The organism is Halalkalibacter hemicellulosilyticusJCM 9152 (genome assembly GCF_000513115.1).
Classification (GTDB): domain Bacteria; phylum Bacillota; class Bacilli; order Bacillales; family Bacillaceae_D; genus Halalkalibacter; species Halalkalibacter hemicellulosilyticus.
This window is the reverse complement of record NZ_BAUU01000003.1, coordinates 23571-43073: the sequence shown is the minus strand read 5'-3', so window position 1 is coordinate 43073 and position 19503 is coordinate 23571. Positions and strand designations below refer to the sequence as shown.

Here is a 19503-nt window from a genome sequence, read left to right as displayed (position 1 = left end):
GAACTGTTAGATATTTATGAATAATTTAACTACCTTCATTTTAGGCATCTGTTTCCTGCTTTGTTTTCCATTTCGTTAATATCATTCGACGAATAACGGCAATATTATTAAACAATCGAACACCAAATGCAAATATAGCAGCTAAGTATAAGTCTACACCAAGATGAACACCTAGAAAAGCTAAACCTGCTGCTAATAAAATATTAAAGAAGAAACCTGATACAAATACGTTCGTATCAAAGGTATTTTGAAGATACGCTCGAATCCCACCAAATAAAGTATCTAATGCAGCTAACACAGCAATCGACAAATAGTTTGAGTATTCGTCAGGCACGCGAAAATCTGTCATAAGTCCTATAACAATCCCTATAATTAAAGCAACAATCGGTAACCACATTTCCAACTACTCCTCCTTCACTTCTTCCATAAAACGCACCCGAGGTGTTTGGTCAAACGCAGGAATTTGTATTTCTTCGACCATTTCTAATGATAATTCATAGCCTTCAATTTCAAAAAAATCTACTGAAGCCGAAACGAGCATATGATTATGTAAACGTTCGGGGTCGTTTGAAAGCACCTTCACTTCTATAGGAAGAGGAGGCAATCGCCGATTGTTCAAATAGGTCATTTGATTGACATCTCGAAATGCAGAAGTAGTTATAATCCGTTCATTTCCAACAGCAATTTCATCAGCACCATAAATATTTAATTCATTTATCAAAAAACGGAATACATCAGGAGAAGGAATGAAGCGATCTTGTCCAAAATATTGGTCATTATATAAAGAAGTAATCGTGATAACAACACCAGAGCCTTCTTGTTCGGTTAAACCTGCTCCCGCTCTCATTTCCTCAATTTGATTTTCTATTACCGTCGTAACTTCTCCACCTAAATTATCGACAGACTGTTCATATTGCTCAATTAACGATTGAATTTGCTCCATTTCCTGTACTAATTCTTGCCTTTTCTCTTGTTCTAATAATACTTCTGCCCTTAATTCTCTAATATCCTTGTGTCCCTAATAACCGGCTCTTTAGTCGTTTGAAATTGAATGGCAATCATAAATCCAATGACGAGAGTAATAAATGCAAATACCCATTTTTCTTTCAATTGATCACCCACTCTCCGTAAAATGAGGATCAAGTTCAATTTTATTTTTCTTTTGAATCCGAACGGTTATCTCGTCACTTACTAATTGGCTATGCACACCACCAGGTAATGTCAGAGCTGATTCCAAAATATCAGAGTCACCTATCGCTGTCACAACAAAAGGAGCAGAAGATACATGACCATCAACTCGAATAACAGGCCCTGTACATTGAATGTAAGATTGTCTTGTTAAGCGATACCCATTAATAGCAATTGCCTCAGCTCCAGCGACAAATAACTCATGAACAACACGCTGAATATGAAATTCGTGGACAATATAATTATTTGGATCCTCACCATCAGGGACATAATCTGAATCTTCCAATGAAACTTCGATACCAGGACCTTCCACTTTTACATCCCCTACTATTTTTCGAAGCCGATCTAAATCCTCCAATAAATTTTTTGCACGAACTTCTTCTTCTTCATCAAGTGTCATGACGTGTTCTTCTAGTTCACGTAGCTGAGCTTGATAAAAACGCATATCCTCTTGTAGCTTTTGATTAGACGATTGCTCAAGAATTAATTGATTTCGCAGTTCATCTTCACGCTCCCACTGACGATCATATCCCGGACTCAAGCTGACACTTTCATTCGTCATCTCATAATTCAACGCTAAAATAAAGCCTGTAACAATTAACACAAAGGATAGGATGAGATGCTTACGTTTCACTTTCATCTTCTTCATCCTCCTCTGACACCCACTCTTCAAAATACGGGCTCATTTGTAAGTGCAAAATTCCTTTTTTACTCGTATCTAAATCATTAATTATCGCTAAATATGGAATCACCTTTTCATGAAAATCATTGATCGTTGTATGTACCTCAATCCCATCTGTCATATACATAATGAGAGCTTGTGCATCCTGTTCCGTTGGCGAATAAATGATTTCTGAGATGCGCTCCAATAAAGCGTTCGGTACTTGTCTAAGCTCAGCAGACAATTCCGATAAATCAGCCCCTTCAGTAAACCCTACTAATATGGGGGCATCAGCTGGTATTTGTGACCGATCCAACTCAGGTAAATTCATCCCATTGTCTAATATCGGATAATATCGATCATCGTGAACTAAATAACCAACTCGTTCATGCTCTGAGATTGTCACTTCGATTGTAGTGGGCCAACGACGTTCAACATAAGCAGAAGATATCTCAATATGTTCATTCAACCTATCAACTATTTCATCTTCATCTACGTTCCAAATGCTTGTCCCAATTTGAATCGTACTTTGATTCAATACTTCCTCATGAGTAAGGTGGATGTTACCTTCTACAGTCACCTCTCTAACATGGCTTGCTGGTGATTGAAAGTAAACAATTAGTAAAAGCAACATAAAAAAGAATGATAAAAAAAACAGCAAGCGCCGATTCGCACGCTGTTTTCGTTGTTCTCTCAATGTCGGAATTTTTTCGTTTATTGTCACTACTTTCTCATCACTCATTATCAACACTCCTACTAATCCCTGAACGAAATCGTCCATTCCGTATCTTTTTTATTATAGCATAAAAATATAGCTAACATCGTTAGGCTATTAGTATTAAGAATGTTTTCCAATCATTTCTACTTCCGTCTTTAGTTCTATTTGCTTCGTTTCTTGAATCACTTTCTTCGCATGATTAATTAAATCAATAACATCCTTTGCTGTTGCTTGATTGACATTCTCAATAAAATTAGCGTGCATAAGCGAAATTTGAGCTCCACCAATTTGATAACCCTTTAATCCAGCTTCTTCAATCAACTGACCAGCATAGAACGGAAGCGGATTTCGAAAAACACTTCCACACGTCGGATGATTCCATGGTTGAGAATCTCGACGATAATCTTTATTGGCTTGCATTTCCTTCACAATGATCGAGCGATCTCCTTTTTTTAATTGCAGTACTGCTTCAACGCAAATTCCTTTTTCCTTTTGGAGTCTAGACGTTCGATAAGCGAAATCCATTTCGTCTTTCGTCCATACTTCAAGTGATCCATCCGCCTTCAAAATCGTTGCTTCTAACAAGATATCAGCTATCTCCTTTCCATGAGCACCGGCATTCATAAAGACAGCTCCACCTACTGAACCAGGAATACCACCAGCAAACTCTAAACCAGACAACCCCTGTCGACTAAGAAGCGTTGCTAACTTAATGGTTGAGTATCCACCACCAACCGTTACCGTTTCACCTTCGACTTTCATATTGTCCATTCCACGATCCAACTTAATGACGACCCCTTCAATACCACCATCGCCAACAAGTAAATTCGAGCCTCTACCGATGACTAGCCACGGAATTTCATTTTGAGTAATAATAGACATCGCTTTTTCTAAATTCTTCATACTATCTGGAATAACAAGCACGTCAGCGGGACCACCTATTTTCCACGTAGTATGATTAGCAAGTGGTTCTTGAACCTTTACCTTTCCAATATTCGCTCGTTTAAGATCCTCAATCCAATCCATACTATCTTCCACCTTTACGATCCATTTTTCGTTAATTCGTCTAACACATCATATAAATGTTTAGCTGCATTAGGTAGCCCTAGCTCCTTTGATGACGTGGACATTTGCATCCACTTCTCTTCACTTGTTAGAACTTGATCGATCTCTTCTAACAAACGGTCGCCTGACATTTCTGTCTCCTTCAACACGATTGCAGCATTATTCTTTGCTAGTGATTGTGCATTTTTCTCCTGATGATTATTGGTCACATATGGACTTGGAATTAGAATACTAGGAAGTCCAAGGGCGGTAATTTCAGCCAATGTTGTAGCTCCAGCACGAGCGACAATTAAATCCACTGCCCCTAATACTTCTGGCATATTATGAATAAATGGCTTGATTGTTACATTTCGAGGATGATCATGCTTATTCATTTGCTCCATAATTCGGTCATAATGTACAGCCCCTGTCACGTATACGATTTGATATGATTTATGTTTCAATTTCCCAATGATCGTCAAAAATGCTTCATTAATTGGTCTAGCTCCTCGACTTCCGCCAACGATGAGTACCGTTTTTTGATTCTCATTCAAGGATAATGAGCGCCTACCTGCAGAAGCATCCACATTCATCACTTCAGATGCTCTCGGATTACCGGTCAAAACAACCTTTTGACTTGGAAAGAAATGCTTCGCTTCCTCAAAGCAGATTGCAACTTTATCAACATACTTACTCAAAAATTTATTCGTCAAGCCCGGTACACTATTTTGTTCATGAACAACTGTTGGAATTTTTAATTTTGCGGCAGCATAGACAACCGGTCCACAAACGTATCCTCCTGTCCCAATCACAACATCTGGTTTAAATTCTCGAAGTAAAGATTTCATCTTCCGAGTTCCAGAAAGAAACCTGTACACGGTCTTTAAATTTTCTAAAGAAATCGAGCGCTTAAATCCGGTAATCGGAATCGATTTAAATGGGATCTGTTCGCGTGTGACAATCTCAGATTCAAGTCCTTTTTCAGTCCCAACATACAAAATCTCCACATCGTTATTTATTCGTTTCATTTCTTTAATGAGCGCTAACGCCGGATAAATATGTCCGCCCGTTCCACCACCACTAACAACTACTTTCATGACCTTCCTCCAAATTATCCATTTATCTTCATTTTATCATGAACTGAACAACGAATATACATAATAAAATCCAACATCTTCATTAAATACATATTAACGATCATTACAATTTCATTTCAATCATAATACGTTATCAAATGAACCCACTTGCTAAAAATTTCTTCTCCTAAATGACATTTACCGTGAATGACGACTAATATTCAGCAGTACACCGATCGATAATAGCATTAATGTAAGAGAGGAACCGCCATAGCTCAATAATGGAAGAGTAATCCCAGTAACCGGCATTAGTCCAGTAACAACGCCAATATTAATCATGACTTGAATCGCAACCATTGAAATAATTCCAATTGCTAAAAAGCTACCAAATAAATCAGGTGCTGCTAACGCAACCTTAATGCCTCTCCACAAAAGGATTCCAAATAAACAAATAACAATTGTTCCACCAATAAAGCCAAGCTCTTCGGCCAAAATAGCGAAAATAAAATCTGTTTGTGGCTCAGGTAAATAAAAGTATTTCTGTCTACTTTCCCCTAACCCTTGCCCCATTAATCCACCAGGACCAACCGCATAAAGTGATTGTATGATCTGAAAACCACTTCCTAATGGATCTGACCAAGGATCGAGAAATGATGTTATACGCTTAATACGATATGGTGCTGATGCAATTAGAGCGATAAAACCTGCAATTCCTACCATCCCAAGCCACATAAAATGACTAATTCTCGCTCCAGCAATGAATATCATCACAACACACGTTCCAACCATAACAGCCCCTGTCCCTAAATCCGGTTGAAGCATAATCATTCCGAACGCTAACATTACAAGAGAAAGTGAAGGTAGCAGACCTTTTTTAAAAGAGGTAATTTTTTTTTGATTTCTTGATAAATAGCTAGCTAAAAAAGCAATCATGGCCATTTTCATAAATTCTGATGGTTGAATTGAAAATGCACCAATCCCTAACCAACTACGTGCACCACCACGAACTAAACCTACCCCTGGTATTAATACGATGACGAGTAGAATAAAACAAATGACGAGTAAAACTTTAGACCATGTTCGCCACGTCCAATAGTCAATTCTCATCATAAATAACATCGCAACAATCCCTAATCCAGCAAAAAACATTTGACGCTTCAAAAAGAAAAGCGAATCATCAAACCGATAGCTTGCCCACGCTTCACTCGCACTATAAACCATTAAAAGCCCTATCGCTAATAAAGAAAATGTCGTGAGCATTAATAAATAATCCGGTGCCCGTCTCCCCTTATCCATATAAACACCTCAACATTTCATTAAAGTACATCGTAACCCTGTACTATAACCTATGCACAGATGATAAAAACATGTCCAAATGACATGTGAATTCATGCACTTATAATTGTTGATTTTAAAAAACATGAAGAGACTTTCTTAAGGGAGCTTTCGTCAACACCTCTTCGAATCGTGGTATCAAAAAAAGATATCTAAAAGGAACACCTCTCAGATATCTCATACTTGTCTTTAGTCTACAGACAATGCCTTCACCGCCTGAATAAAACGATTTCCTCGCTCTTCAAACGTACGATACTGATCCCAGCTTGCACAAGCAGGTGACAATAAGATGACGTCCCCTTTAGTTGAATGCTTAAAAGCAACTGAAACAGCATCTTCCATCCATTGTGCCTCGACGATTGTTTTAATGCCAGCTCTTTTGGCAACATCTCTAATTTTGTCCTTTGTTTCACCAAAAACAATGACCGTATGAACTCGTTCAAAAGCTGGAATTAGCTCATCAAATGAATTACCTCGATCAAGCCCACCAGCTAACAAAACTACAGGATTTTGAAACGCTCCTAATGCTTTTTTCGTCGCCAAATTATTTGTAGCCTTAGAATCATTATAAAATCGTCTTCCATCTACTTCACCTACAAATTGAAGGCGATGAGCAACTCCACTGAATGTTCTTAATACATCTTGAATCTGATACTGAGTAGCACCCATTGTTAATGACGCAGCAACAGCCGCCAATATATTTTCTAGATTATGAATTCCAGGCAAAACGATATTGTTTAGTTCCATTATTGGCTCTTGTTTAAAATAAACCTGTCCATCTTTTATATAAGCTCCCTCTTTCAGCTCCTCTTTGGTAGAGAAAGGGATTTTTTTAGCGTTTGAATAGTGGACTGCTTCAACAAGATTTTGATCATCATAGTTATAAATGAGCCAATCTTGATCATTTTGATTTTCAAATATCTTTGACTTTGCTCGTATATATTCCTGTTTCGTTCCATGATAATCTAAGTGGGCATCAAAAATATTTAAAACAACACTTATGTTCGGTTTGAATTGAATTGTACCGAGTAATTGAAAGCTAGATGTCTCTAGAACGATACAATGGTCAGCCGTTACTTGCTGCACAACTTCACATGATACGGTCCCTATATTCCCTGCAATAGTAGGAATTTTCGAACTCCCTTGTAACATTTCGTAAATCAATGTTGTCGTTGTCGTTTTACCGTTAGAGCCTGTAATTGCAATAATATCTGCCTCGCTCATTCTCGACGTTAATTCAATCTCTGTAATAACAGGTATCCCTAGTTCTTCTGCTTTTTGTACCATCACGTTTGAATAAGGAATTCCAGGATTCTTGACAACGAGTTGAAATAAATCACTTAACAATTCGACTGGGTGATGGCCACAGATCACCTTCATTCCAAGAGCTTCTAATTGTTGGGCTTGAGAATTATCAGCATATGGCTTTGAATCATTTATCGTTACAATCGCTCCAAGTTTATGTAACAACTTAGCCGCAGCTTCCCCACTTTTGGCCAATCCTAATACTAAAACATGCATACCTCTAAACTGTTCCGTCGCTCTCATTACAACCACACCTCTAAATAGATTCCAAGCACGGCAAAGATCATTCCAACAAACCAAAAGGTCACAACGACTCGCCATTCACTCCAACCAGAAAGCTCATAATGATGATGAAGTGGACTCATTTTGAAAATTCTTTTCCCTCTTGTTTTAAAAGAAATAACTTGAATAATGACAGATAACGTTTCAATGACGAACACTCCACCAATAATGATTAATAAAATTTCCATTTTTGTTAAAATAGCAATCGCAGCAATCGCACCACCAAGAGCTAATGAGCCTGTGTCACCCATAAATACTTTTGCAGGATGAGCATTATAGACGAGAAAACCGAGTACAGCTCCAACAATTGCTGCACTAAAAATTGAAATATCAATCAAGTCAGCATACCATGCAAGAACAGCAAAAGCTCCAAATGCGACCGCACCCGTACCAGCTAATAAACCATCTAAACCATCCGTTAAATTAACGGCATTAGAAGCACCTACTAACATGATAATAACAAACGGTAAATAGAACCATCCTAAGTCAATTGAAAATGATGTGGCTGGAATGATGATCTCAGTAGATAAGTTCATTTGACGTAATCCGATATAAAATAAGATTGCAATGAACAGTTGACCTGCGAGTTTTTGTTTTGATGTTAACCCTAAATTTCTCTTCAATACTACTTTAATAAAATCGTCTAAAAAACCTACTAGTCCGAATCCAACGGTTACAAGTAGTAACAACAGTATTTCTTGACTTAAAGACAAATACGTAACGGAAATAAACAATGACGTTATGATAATCGATATAACGATGACGATTCCACCCATTGTCGGTGTACCGCTCTTTTTTTTATGTGATTCAGGCCCTTCCTCGCGTATGCTTTGGCCAAATTTTAACCTACGAAGAAATGGGATAAAAATGGGTGATAATAGGACTGCGATTAAGAATGATAAGACTAATGTTAACAATAATATTCGTTCTAACATCATTCATCACGCCCCCTTTCTTTTCTCTATTCTTATGTTGCTTGTATGATGATTCATTCGTTTTTATATGAGTATACTACTACTTTTTAGAATCATTTTTTTACAATCCATGCATTTTCTTTTTTTTGTAAAGCAGCTCTTGCTTCTTCACGATCATCAAAATGAATCGTTTGATCACCGATAATTTGGTATGTTTCATGTCCTTTTCCTGCGATCAGAACGACATCACCCGCTTGAGCACAATCAATAGCATACTCGATCGCTTCTCTACGGTCAATAATAACTTCATAGTCACCATCTTTCACTCCAGACACCATATCAGCAATGATAGATGCTGGATCCTCTGAACGCGGGTTATCAGAAGTGAAAATAGCTTTATCGGCCAACTTAGTAGCAATTTGAGCCATTGCAGGACGTTTCGTCTTATCTCGATCTCCACCACAACCAACAACAGCAATAATACGTTTCACTTGAAGACCCTTTATTGTACTTAGCACATTTTCCAAACTATCAGCCGTATGAGCATAATCGACAATGACAGAGAAATCTTCGCCAGATTCAATCGTTTCAAATCGACCGTCTACACCGGAAACAGACTCTAAACTACTCTTCATTTCTTGCAATGACAAATTAGAAGTGAGTCCGACCGCTACCGCAGCTAATACATTATAGACACTAAATTGCCCAATTAACTTTAAGTGAAATCGTTCTTCATGACCAAAAGCTCGTATCGTCAAATGTGTACCGTTCGGATACAACTCGATATTGGTTGCTCGCACATCAGCGTCTAACTTAATTCCATACGTTATAATGTCTTGCGCTGTCAGCCTTTTTAATTCCTCACTACAAGGATCATCTTGATTAATGATCGCGACCTTCGACGAAACGGTATTGCCTAATTGGGCGAATAACAACCCCTTAGCATATAAATACTTTTCCATCGTTCCGTGATAATCTAAATGGTCAGGTGTCAAATTCGTAAATACAGCAACATCAAAATCACAGCCATGCACACGACCTTGATGAAGAGCATGTGATGAGACTTCCATAATAGCTGTATCCACATGGCTTTCTACCATCTCATGAAATAGCTTTTGTAAAGGTAACGATTCAGGTGTCGTGTTCTTTGTTTCATAAAAAGAGTCTCCCACTTTCGTATACATCGTCCCTATTAGCCCTGTTTTCTTTCGATGGTCAATCATTATTCGTTCAATCAGATGGGTTACCGTTGTCTTTCCATTCGTTCCAGTTACTCCAATTAACTTCAGTTGTTCAGTCGGATAACGATAAAAGTGACAAGCTACTTTCGCCATCGATCTTCGTGGATCCTTCACAACAATAACAGGTACAGAAAGCGAGAGTGGACGTTCAGCTACAACTGCCACAGCTCCATTTTCAACTGCTTGTTTAGCGAAATCATGTCCGTCAACGGTATAACCTTTAATACAAAAAAATACGGAACCCGGCTGTACTTCTCGAGAATCCATCGTAATGGAAGTTACTTTCGGATTTTCTTTCATTTCTATATGTTGAAATCGAATAGGTTCTAATAATTCTTTTAAGTCCATGAATAAAAGGTCTCCTTTTTCAGCTGACATTTCTTCCTCATTTTAAAAGGAATCTTATCAATTGTCACCCATATAAAGTCTGATTGTTGAACCAGTTGATACTTTAATCCCAGGTGAAGGTGATTGAGCTAAGACATACTTCCCCTCACCTTCTCTTTCTATTTGTAAATCATAATACGATTCGTTCAATTCACGTTGCGTTCTTCCAACTAAATCTGGAACTTCAACAAGCGGTACATCTGACCATGTTAATTCTTTTTCAACTTGCTCCGAACGCTGCTCTACTCCCATTGCTAGTAAAGAATCTTCAATAATATTCCCAACAATCGGTGCCGCTACCACTCCTCCAAACTGGATCGTATCCTTCGGGTTATCGATGGCCACATAAACAACAATTTGTGGATCATCTGCTGGAGCAAAACCAATAAATGAGACAATATGATTATTTTCTAAGTAACGACCATCCATAGCTTTTTGCGCAGTTCCTGTTTTTCCACCTACTCGATATCCGTCAATATATGCACCTTTTCCTGAACCAAGTGCTACGACATGCTCTAATGCATAACGAACCTCTTTAGATGTCTCCTCTGAAATCACTTGCCTCTTCATCGTTGGTGTTTGTTGTTCAATAATTTCTCCTGTTAGAGAATCAACAAATTCTTTCGCAATGAACGGTTGATATAAATAACCACCATTAACGGCAGCAGACACAGCCGTTACTTGCTGCAGAGGGGTCACTGCTACTCCTTGCCCAAAAGATGTTGTTGCTAACTCAAGCGGGCCGACACGGTCGCGATCAAATAATATACCGGTTCCTTCACCTTGCAAATCAATTCCCGTTTTCTCACCAAAACCAAAATTTTCTATATAGTCAAACAGCCTATCTTTCCCTAACCGTTGACCTAATTCAACAAATCCTGGGTTACACGAGTTTTGAACAACCTCCAAAAAGGTTTGCTGTCCATGCCCACCCTTTTTCCAGCAACGAATATTTCGACCTGCCACCTCAATGTATCCAGGGTCATAAAAAGAATCGTCTTTAAGGTCAACTTCACCTTCTTCAATCGCAGCTGCTAAAGTAATAATCTTAAAGGTTGAACCAGGTTCATACTGCATCCATACTGGTTTATTTTGGTTATATACATCGGCAGGTACTTCTCGAAAATGTTCAGGATTGTAATCTGGTCGACTACTCATCCCCAAAATTTCACCTGTATTTGGATTCATCGCAATCGCAATTGCCCCATCTGGTCGATATGTAGCTTCAGCGATATCTAGCTCACGTTCCATGATCGTTTGAATTTGACTATCCACCGTCAAGCGCAAATCAAAACCATTTAATGGGGCAGTATACTCATCTGCTAGGTTAGGCATTTTACTCCCCTTCGCAGTTGCAAAAAAGGATACATGACCTTTATCACCTTTTAATGCATCGTCATAATAAAGCTCTAATCCAGTTAATCCTTGGTTATCAATCCCAGCGAAGCCGAGCACATGTGATAAATAAGAACCGAAAGGATAATGCCTTTTACTATCTTCGGCAATATATACACCAGGTAAACGTAAATCTCTTACTTCACTAGCTTTTTCCTTTGCAACCTTCCGCCCAACATGTACCATTGAAGCATTTTTGGTTATATCACTATATACATCTTTATGGTCAAGGTCTAATACATTAGCTAGTTTCTCAGCAGCTTCTACTGGATCCTTCACTTGTCTCGGCACAACAATGATCGAAGGAGCACTTACATTTGTTGCAAGGACAACATCATTTCGGTCAAGTATTTCACCACGTTTTGCTTCAAATGGTACATCTCGACTCCATGAATCTTCCGCTCTCTCAGTTAACCATTCACCCATAGCAAATTGAACGTAGCCGAGTCTTAAAATGATAATTAAGAACACTATTAATCCTAGGAACAAGATTAGAATAAGTCGTTTGCGTACGGTAACGTTTGATACTCTCACCGAATCACTCCTACATACATACTAGTTACATATTGTTACTAGCGTATGCTTGTACGAGGTCTGTTAGAACATGGCTATTTATTCAGTATCTACCGACGCTTCATCTTGTGATTCACCTTCCGTAGAAGCATCTTCATCAACGTCTTCAAATTCCTCTTTAGACATTGGGGCTAGATCGACCACCATATACTCGCCTCTCTGTAATTCTGTCCCTGCTTGAACGCTTTGTTCAACAACATAGCCATGCCCAAATACCGCCAAGTCCATTTCTAGTACATCTGCTAATTTTCGAACATCTCGACTGGACCAGCCCACTATATTCGGCATAGTAACCTTCTCTTCATCTGTCAATAGAATTAATTTCTCACCAGGTAATGCACTTTTTCCAGCAAACGGTTGCTGAGAGATAACTCGAGAGCCATTACCTAATTTGACTACCTTTAATTCCGTTTGGTCTATTGACTTCTCTAAGTCACTACCTTCTAATTCTGTATAATCAGTCACCATATATTCATCGTTTATTTGTTCGGATAATTCTGTTTCTGATGGCGTAATATTTAAATATTGTAAACTATGCTTCATAATTGTATTGAAAATAAGGGCGGTAGGCTCTGAACCTGATTGGAACAAATCAATCTTTGGGCGTTCCACCGCAACATAAACGAGCACCTTCGGATCATCCTTTGGAGCCATTCCAATAAATGAAAAGATATTTTCACCATGGCCACTTATGTAACCACCAGAAGGGGACGGAATTTGAGCTGTTCCCGTTTTGCCGATCACATCAAATCCTTCTAAATAATAAGGATTCCCTGTACCTACAGGAGAGTTTACTACTTGTTCAAGTAAATCCTTTACATGTTCAGCAGTATCCGCAGACACAGGCTCCCCTACAACCTCAGGTTTATTTTCAAACGTGACATCCCCACTTTGTGAATCAACAATCTGTTGAATGATGTAAGGTTTCATCATTTTTCCTTCATTAGCAATAGCAGTAGCTGCCTGCACTTGTTGGATGGGTGTTACAGCAGTGCCTTGGCCGAAGGAAGTAGAGGCTGCTTCCACAGCACCGTTCCGATCAATTGCACTACTTACTTCGTTTGGCAAATCAATTCCCGTAAGCTGGTCAAAGCCAAACTTATCCAAATAATCGTAGATTGTTTCTTGTCCAAGTTTCTCCAAAGTTAGTCGAGCCATTGCAACATTGGATGAACGAAGAAAGCCTTCATCAAAGCTAATCATCCCCCAGCCACTTCGATTATTATGATCACCGATCGTACTAGACCCTATTTGATATTGACCAGATTGATAGAGTTCAGCACCATTATAGACTCCTTCCTCAATCGCAGCAGCAAGTGTAAAGATCTTCATCGTTGATCCCGGTTCATAGCGATCAGCAACAGCATAGTTTAAGTAATTCGTAATATTTTCGTATTCATTTGGATTGAAGCTTGGGCGATTACTCATTGCTAAGATTTCACCTGTTTTTGGATTAGCGACGATCGCAATCATTCTTTCAGGTTCATAATTTTCATCTACTTGAGTCATAACTTGTTCCAACGCTGTTTGAATATTTGAATCTAACGTCGTATAAATATCCTGACCATTTTTTGGAGGGGTTACTCGTTCATTCGAATTAGGCAACCTGATCCAACTACCATCCGTTTGGAATTGGATCTTCCCATCCTCAGCTCGCAAATATTCATCTAAATTTCTCTCCAAGCCCATTCGTGCCTCTTCCATATCACGATCTGTATATCCAATCACATGTGATGCATATGTTTGTTTCGGATAATAGCGCCGTGGTTCTTCACGGAAATAAATACCTTCAAGCTCCAACTCTTCTATTTCCTTCATTCGCTCATATGTAAGATTTCTTGCTCCAGACCCTAGCTCAACTTGAAATCGATCACTCGTTAACAACCGAAGTAAATCGTCTTCACTCATGTTAATATAAGGAGATAGGGTTACAGCAGTCTCTTCTGGCTTTCGAACATAGAATCGTTGCCCCTCATCAAGGACAGCATATACTGTATATGATGGAACTTCTTGAGCTATAGCACTCCCTTCCCGATCAAAGATCGTTCCTCTCTTCCCTTCTATTACTTGTTCTTGTGTCCAACGCTGCTCCCCCATCTTCACTAAATCATTTCCATTAACCGTCTGCGCTGTCTGAATATAAACCATTCTACCGACTAGCGTAATAAAAACGATTATTGTCACCAGTAATAAAAAAACAGCTCTTTTATTTGTAACTGCTCTTTTGATTTCCATTACGCTTCACCTCTATCTTTACCCCTTCTACTTAACACCGTTCATTCATCATTTTCTTCCTACACACCTTTTTTATCCTACATAAAATGGTGAGAAAAAACTAGCTCCTAATAGAACTAGTTTTGTACAACTTTTACTTTATTATCATCTAAAACCATTCCTAATTCTTTCGCAATCGATAATATTCGATCCGGCTCACTTAATTCAAGCACTTGTAAATGAAGACCATCATTAACCTCTTGCTGCTGGGCAATAACTGTTTCTAATTGTTGAACTTCCTTATTGACTGAATAAAGGGTAGCAAAATTATGTACAATGACACTAAGAATAACAAACACCGTTATCGCCACTATACTCATGATTAATTTCTCCCCTAATGTTACCGATGAACGCATTCTTTTGATTCTTTTTGTTGTTTGAACTTGACTTTGATGTTGCTCTTGAATTTTGCGTGCAACCATGCTCATTTAACATTCCCCCTTATCGTTGTTTTTCGGCAATACGTAGCTTGGCAGAGCGCGCTCGATTATTGATTTCCAATTCCTCATTAGTAGGAATGACTGGTTTTCTCGTTACCATCAACAATTCAGGCTTATACTCATCTGGAATAATTGGGAGCCCAGGTGGTAAATCAGGACCTTTACTTTTTTCTTTCATTATTTCCTTACATAATCGATCTTCAAGGGAGTGAAACGTAATCACTGAAATACGTCCACCTACCGACAGAATCGCAATAGCATCTTCAAGAGCTTCCTCGAATGCACCGAGTTCATCGTTCACCGCTATGCGAATCGCTTGAAAAGTCCGCTTAGCTGGATGCCCTCCCTTACGCCTTGCAGGAGCAGGAATAGCTTCTTTAATAATGTCCACTAATTCTGTTGTTCTTTCAATTGGCTTATCTTCTCGTCTCGCTTCTATTTTTCGTGCAATTTGCTTAGCAAATTTCTCTTCACCATATCGTGAAATGATCGATACTAGCTTGGCAAACGACCAATGGTTCACTACTTCGTAAGCAGAAAGCTCTTGTGCTTGATCCATTCTCATATCGAGCAATGCATCCTGATGATAGCTAAATCCTCTTTCAGCCTCATCTAACTGTGGACTGGAAACACCCAGGTCAAACAGAACACCGTCAACCTTATCCACACCTCGCTTGTGTAGCTCCTCCTTCATATAACGGAAGTTGCTTTTAATTAACGTAACTTTATCCGTAAACTGCACCAATGTTTCTTTTGCATGTGCTAATGCCGCATCATCTTGATCAAAGGCATATAAATGTCCTTGGTCATTTAACCTAGCTGCAATCATAGCAGAATGTCCCGCTCCACCTAATGTACAATCCACATAAATTCCATCTGCTTTAATATGTAACCCCTCAATTGCTTCCTCTTTCAAAACAGTTATGTGATGAAACAAGCTTCCACCTCCGTTAACCTACAAATCAAAATCAAAGTCAACAATATTTTCTGCAATTTCACTAAATGATTCTTCAGATTCTGCAAAGTATTCTTCCCAAATTGCTTTACTCCATACTTCCACACGGTTTGAAACACCTATAACAACACATTCTTTTTCCAATTGTGCAAACTCACGTAAAGGTGATGCAATGTTGACGCGCCCCTGCTTATCTAATTCACATTCAGTAGCACCCGAAAAGAAAAAACGTGTAAATGCTCTTGCATCTTTCTTCGTAAAAGGAAGGGACTTTAACTTTTCTTCTAGTTTTAACCATTCTGCTTGGGGGTAAACGAACAAACAACGATCAAGACCTCTAGTTACTACAAAAGTAGATCCTAAAGCGTCTCGAAACTTAGCAGGAACAATCATCCTACCCTTATCATCAACATTATGATGATACTCCCCCATAAACATCGTTAGCCCATCTCCCTCCACTTACTAACATTAAAGTACCACATTCCCCCACTTTACACCACCTAAAATGAACATTTTCTCCACAAAAAAAAATCCTGCCCTTGTGGACAGGATTTCAAAACTTATTCCGACAGCAATTATTTACAAATACTCACAAATACAGAAGCTTATGTTTTCGACTAAATGACAACTCCATTGACAGCCATTTTTTAAATTCACGCTCACCAATGACATTCATCAACACAAACGGATGAATAATACGCTCTTGCGGTTTATTGATTGGGGATAACCAATGCTCTGTCTCAGCAAATTTCGCAAGTGCTCCATCATGCGTTTGTCGAACGAATTTTTTCATCTTCTTTTCCATAAATGCTAGCTGCTGTTCAATCATATTTATATTTTTTTCACTTAAATGATAAAGTGTTTGATCCATTTCTGCTGCTAAATTACGAATAGTCTCATGTTCTGAACGTACTTGTTCTCTCACATTTCCAACAACCTCTGTAATTGGATAAGGATTAACATTCTCTAACCATTGATCACGAAGCGTTTTCATCTCTCCTTTTAAAAAAGGTGTAACCTTATAATTGTGTTCATTCAGCCATTTGCTTACTTGAGTAGGAATAAAGGTTACTTGATAGCGTAACAGAACAGGAGGGATTTTCAACGCAAACAACTTAAATACAGGCTTTAATGTAGCCCAATATGCAATCTCTCCTGGCCCTCCAACAAATGCTAATACTGGCAATAACCACTCTTGCATTAAAGGTCGGGTCACAACATTATTACTAAATCGTTCAGGATGTTGATCGAGTAAATAAAGCAAACCTGCTTTCGTATATGTAACATCTGTACCTTGTACCGAAAAGAGCCCATCTTCAAAATCAAGACGTTTTCTCTCACCATGAACTTCAAGAAACAAATGAGCATTTGTCGGTTCGGTGACAATGGGGTCTCCATAACCTGATTGATTAAATTCACGATCTCCTTTTTGCTGAGCAACTTGCAGACAATCAACTTGATCAATTAATTGTTTGAAATAACCCGTTTCCATTTGGCGAATGAACGGATCATGTGCATCTAATAAAAGAAGCCCTTGTTCAGCAAAAAACCAATGCATGATATTCCGAAAGAAATCTAACATCGTATTCGACTGTTTTACATAATGAGATACTTTTTGAAATAAGTCACAAGTAAACGCGGTTTCTGGCAATGTTGCGAAAACATCTTCTACCCATTTCTCCATCTGTGCATGATCCACTATCACATTAGAAGCCGACGTATTCGAAGAACCCGTATCATAGAAGTGCTTCTTCCACTGCAAACCTTGTTGCTTATATACAAAACGGATTTCATCTAAATCATGATCTTCTCCAGCAATCCAAAAAATAGGGATAACACTTATACCCAATTCACGTTCTTGTTGTTTTGCAAGAGCAACAATCGTCATCGCTTTATAAATGGTATATAACGGACCTGTTAACAAGCCAGCTTGCTGTCCTCCTACAACAACTACTGATTTAGAATCTTTAAATTTCTCAATTTGCTTCATCGCTTCATCATGATTCTTGAGTACCTTATAGTTCTTTTGAAAATATGTAAAAAGCTCTTCTCGTTTAAATTCACGAGTATGAATATGATCAAGTCTCTTTTTAAAAACGTCCTTATCTTGTATCTGATAATCAAAAAAAGTAGTTGCTTGTTCTTTATATGCTAAATAATCATCGGTAAAACGATTAATGGTTAAATCAAGTTCCTCTACGTTCATTCTATTAGCGTCCCTTCATTTAGCGTTTCTTCATCACTATAACAAAGAACGATCCCCCAAGAAAGTAATATGAACTAACTATTTAACCGAATAATACTAACAAGTAATCCGACAAAAAATAATGAAACGTGTAGAAGAAAGAATACGATAAAATTGAAACGCCAAATCCCTCTAATTAACTTACGTATGTGAATGTCTTCCGATATATACCAATGTAACCATGTAAAGCCAATCGCAATAAGAACAACAACTCCTAATACAATGAATAGGAACGAGCGACCGAATATTTCTAATAAAATAAAGTGCACCGATGCAATAAATAAAACCGTTGACCAATCTGAAGCAAAACGAATCGCTTTTTTTTTATTTTTTTTCCGTTTTACATATATCCAATAACATACATACCAACTTAATAGCGGAAGTGTCACTAAAGTCGCTATTAACCACACGAAAATGTCCATTATCTAACCCCCTTCTGCCATTCCATTGCTTTAATAGCATCAAACATCATATTAAGATACGGTGTATTTATCCCTTTCTCTTTTCCCATTCTTTGCACACTACCAACAATCGCTTCAATTTCTGACTTTCTCCCTTGCTGTAAATCAACATACATAGAAGATTGATTGTACTTAGTTCGCTCACAAATATTCGTTACATAGCTCCACACCTTAAAATGATCTATCAATTCAAAGACTTCTACGACTTCATCAAATAAGTGCTTCATGATTGTAGTAAGATGCTCATTGGCTAACAATTCACCATTCTCTACTTGAAACAGTGCCGTTAGCGGATTAATACACACATTTACGACTGTTTTCCTCATCAAAGCCTCATACCAATTTGATACCTCTTCGAAATGAAGAGAAGCTATCTCTTCTAAGATCGTTCTCATGATCTTTTGTTCGCCATATTTAACGTACCCCCACTTAATTGCACTCGCACCTGTATGAACAACGGTAAAATCATTTAGTCGCTTCGCACCATGCTCTACGACTCCAACAGCTACTTCTGAACATGTATATTGAGACAAATAAGAAATGTGTTCCATTCCATTTTGTAAAAATAGTATAGACTTAATCGTTGACATTCGTTTCTGTAAGCTCTTATCAACGGTTGGCCAGTCATATGCTTTAACGGCAATAACGGCTAAATCAATTAAGGCGTTTGAACTCATAAAATGATCAAATGTCATTGTTTTCACTTTAACATTATGATGTGTTTGATCATAACGAGTTATTTGAAGTCCTTCATTTTGTAATTGCTTTAATTGTTCATCTCTTCTTACGACTAAAGTTATAGTTTGCCCTTTCTCAACAAAATAATAACTTAGTAGCATCCCTATTGCACCAGATCCAATGATTGTTACATTCATCGTCTAGCGTCTCCCTTCTTCTATCTATACTCCCACTACTATTCATTTACTCTCTTATCAATCACATTTTCTCATTCTTTCCAACTAGAACATATAGAACTTTAGACCTAATTAAATCGCTATATTTTGTTTCA

18 protein-coding genes are annotated in these 19503 nt (G+C 38.1%); all 18 read right to left on the bottom strand.

Translation table 11 applies throughout. The annotated features are described in order from the left end of the window. Window positions 1-40 precede the first annotated feature (40 nt). Window positions 41-397, bottom strand: a complete 357-nt coding sequence (locus JCM9152_RS02285; RefSeq protein ID WP_035340714.1) for a small basic family protein — start codon at window positions 395-397, stop codon at window positions 41-43. A 6-nt stretch (window positions 398-403) separates the two neighbouring features. Continuing rightward, window positions 404-943 (bottom strand): DUF881 domain-containing protein, encoded by a 540-nt coding sequence (locus JCM9152_RS02280; protein WP_235715599.1) that lies wholly within the window; start codon window positions 941-943, stop codon window positions 404-406. A gap of 171 nt (window positions 944-1114) precedes the next feature. Then, a complete protein-coding gene (locus JCM9152_RS02275) occupies window positions 1115-1828 on the bottom strand; it encodes a DUF881 domain-containing protein (RefSeq protein WP_035340441.1) in 714 nt (237 codons plus the stop codon). Continuing rightward, window positions 1812-2591 carry a cell division protein FtsQ/DivIB gene (locus JCM9152_RS02270; RefSeq protein WP_035340439.1) on the bottom strand — a complete coding sequence of 260 codons (780 nt, stop codon included), beginning with the start codon at window positions 2589-2591 and terminating at the stop codon, window positions 1812-1814. The genes JCM9152_RS02275 and JCM9152_RS02270 overlap by 17 nt, the downstream gene beginning before the upstream one ends. 96 nt (window positions 2592-2687) lie before the next feature. Continuing rightward, window positions 2688-3593, bottom strand: a complete 906-nt coding sequence (gene murB, locus JCM9152_RS02265) for a UDP-N-acetylmuramate dehydrogenase (protein WP_035340436.1) — start codon at window positions 3591-3593, stop codon at window positions 2688-2690. Between the two features lie 14 nt (window positions 3594-3607). Then, entirely contained in the window at window positions 3608-4708 is a 1101-nt protein-coding gene (gene murG, locus JCM9152_RS02260) for an undecaprenyldiphospho-muramoylpentapeptide beta-N-acetylglucosaminyltransferase (protein WP_035340434.1), read from the bottom strand. A 177-nt stretch (window positions 4709-4885) separates the two neighbouring features. Then, window positions 4886-5983 carry a stage V sporulation protein E gene (gene spoVE / locus JCM9152_RS02255; protein WP_035340427.1) on the bottom strand — a complete coding sequence of 366 codons (1098 nt, stop codon included), beginning with the start codon at window positions 5981-5983 and terminating at the stop codon, window positions 4886-4888. A gap of 228 nt (window positions 5984-6211) precedes the next feature. Further along, window positions 6212-7570, bottom strand: coding sequence for a UDP-N-acetylmuramoyl-L-alanine--D-glutamate ligase (murD, locus tag JCM9152_RS02250; RefSeq protein WP_035340425.1), 1359 nt, complete (start codon window positions 7568-7570; stop codon window positions 6212-6214). After that, window positions 7570-8544 (bottom strand): phospho-N-acetylmuramoyl-pentapeptide-transferase, encoded by a 975-nt coding sequence (mraY, locus tag JCM9152_RS02245; protein WP_035340710.1) that lies wholly within the window; start codon window positions 8542-8544, stop codon window positions 7570-7572. The genes murD and mraY overlap by 1 nt, the downstream gene beginning before the upstream one ends. A gap of 92 nt (window positions 8545-8636) precedes the next feature. Next, window positions 8637-10112 carry a UDP-N-acetylmuramoyl-L-alanyl-D-glutamate--2,6-diaminopimelate ligase gene (locus JCM9152_RS02240; RefSeq protein WP_035340709.1) on the bottom strand — a complete coding sequence of 492 codons (1476 nt, stop codon included), beginning with the start codon at window positions 10110-10112 and terminating at the stop codon, window positions 8637-8639. A gap of 57 nt (window positions 10113-10169) precedes the next feature. Continuing rightward, on the bottom strand, window positions 10170-12080 hold the full coding sequence (locus JCM9152_RS02235) for a stage V sporulation protein D (protein ID WP_035340424.1): 1911 nt from the start codon (window positions 12078-12080) through the stop codon (window positions 10170-10172). Between the two features lie 78 nt (window positions 12081-12158). After that, window positions 12159-14354, bottom strand: coding sequence for a penicillin-binding transpeptidase domain-containing protein (locus tag JCM9152_RS02230; protein WP_035340422.1), 2196 nt, complete (start codon window positions 14352-14354; stop codon window positions 12159-12161). 116 nt (window positions 14355-14470) lie between these two features. After that, on the bottom strand, window positions 14471-14821 hold the full coding sequence (gene ftsL / locus JCM9152_RS02225; RefSeq protein ID WP_035340420.1) for a cell division protein FtsL: 351 nt from the start codon (window positions 14819-14821) through the stop codon (window positions 14471-14473). A gap of 13 nt (window positions 14822-14834) precedes the next feature. Next, entirely contained in the window at window positions 14835-15770 is a 936-nt protein-coding gene (rsmH, locus tag JCM9152_RS02220; protein WP_035340418.1) for a 16S rRNA (cytosine(1402)-N(4))-methyltransferase RsmH, read from the bottom strand. A gap of 18 nt (window positions 15771-15788) precedes the next feature. Next, entirely contained in the window at window positions 15789-16226 is a 438-nt protein-coding gene (gene mraZ, locus JCM9152_RS02215; RefSeq protein WP_035340708.1) for a division/cell wall cluster transcriptional repressor MraZ, read from the bottom strand. A gap of 151 nt (window positions 16227-16377) precedes the next feature. Beyond that, entirely contained in the window at window positions 16378-17994 is a 1617-nt protein-coding gene (gene bshC, locus JCM9152_RS02210; RefSeq protein ID WP_035340416.1) for a bacillithiol biosynthesis cysteine-adding enzyme BshC, read from the bottom strand. A gap of 74 nt (window positions 17995-18068) precedes the next feature. Continuing rightward, a complete protein-coding gene (locus JCM9152_RS02205; protein WP_035340414.1) occupies window positions 18069-18455 on the bottom strand; it encodes a DUF3397 domain-containing protein in 387 nt (128 codons plus the stop codon). Continuing rightward, window positions 18455-19369, bottom strand: coding sequence for a 2-dehydropantoate 2-reductase (locus JCM9152_RS02200; RefSeq protein ID WP_035340412.1), 915 nt, complete (start codon window positions 19367-19369; stop codon window positions 18455-18457). Before JCM9152_RS02200 ends, JCM9152_RS02205 begins: the two co-directional genes overlap by 1 nt. Window positions 19370-19503: the final 134 nt, after the last annotated feature.